Genomic DNA, 1,122 nt, shown 5'->3' on the forward strand with positions numbered 1-1,122 from the left:
CACGAATCCGCCCCCCACCTTCGCCGTCCCCTTCCGCCTCGCCAATCGGTTTTTGTTCCTCATGTTCCATTTTGATGATTGACATATGTTCCGCGATGTTCGACATTGCGCGCCACCACAGTCCCTGTTCCAGACTATGGCTCCTGGCAAAAGGGGGCCCCGGCGACGGCCGGGGCTGCCCTTCCAGAGGCGAGAATACGTGGGAACATAGGTCCAGCATTTACTTGGAGAACGTGCCATGGGTCTCTTTTGGCGGGACGATGACGACGAAAGGCGGAACGAAAGCCCCGGCTCCTTCCTCGATCTGGGAGACGACGACGACGAGAACGGATTCTTCGGGCGGGCCCGCCCGCGCAGCTACTTCTCCCTTGCCGACGGCGTCGGCCTGGGCCAGGCCAACAAGCCGGAGGACGTCGCCAAGGTGCAGTCGGTGCTGGCCAACTGGAACGACAAGCCTTTCCAGCGCTTCCAGGGGCCCACCGGCTTCCTGGGCGAGGACGACGTCGAAACCATCCGCGGCTACCAGGGGGCCCATGGCCTGCGCATCGACGGCTACCTGCGGCCGGGCGGCGAGACGGTGCGCAGCCTGCGCCGCGACTTCAAGGACCGGTTCAGGGGCTTCCAGGCCCCCACCGAGCGGGAGGTGGAAGACCACCACACCGATCTCAAGGCGGGCGGGCCGGGGCTGATCGCCTGGCGCCAGCCCCTGCCGAAGATCCAGGGCGACGGCCGCGACCTGCCGGAGGTGCCGGCGGAAGACCGGGCGGCCCTGGACCGTTCGGTCGAGGTGCTGCGGAACTACGCCGATCCCACCGGCTTCGCCGGCTTTTCCGCCCGCGAGGTGGCACGGGAAGGGCTGACGGCGGCGGCGCGCGGGCGCTACCTGGCGCAGCGCCTGGAAGCGGCCGATCCGGAACTGGGCGGCCTGTTCCTGCGCCGTCTGGTGTCCGGCCTGGCTCCCGAACGGCAGCAGGCCATCCTGGGCGGCCCCTTGCCCGAGCGACAGACCCTGGGCGTGCTGGCGGCAAGGAAGGCGGAACCGGAAGACGCCCCAAAGCCCGCCGCCAGCCTGGAAGAACGCTTAGCCGATTTCCGCCGCGGCCTGGACGAGATCGCCCGCGG

The 1,122-nt window shown here is 68.5% G+C and carries 1 protein-coding gene; it reads left to right on the forward strand.

Annotation, left to right across the window (positions count from 1 at the left end; genetic code table 11):
- Window positions 1-238 precede the first annotated feature (238 nt).
- Window positions 239-1,122: hypothetical protein (locus H7841_18620; protein MEO5338872.1), on the forward strand; the 884-nt coding region annotated here is incomplete at its 3' end.

Source organism: Magnetospirillum sp. WYHS-4 (assembly GCA_039908345.1).
Lineage (GTDB): Bacteria > Pseudomonadota > Alphaproteobacteria > Rhodospirillales > GLO-3 > JAMOBD01.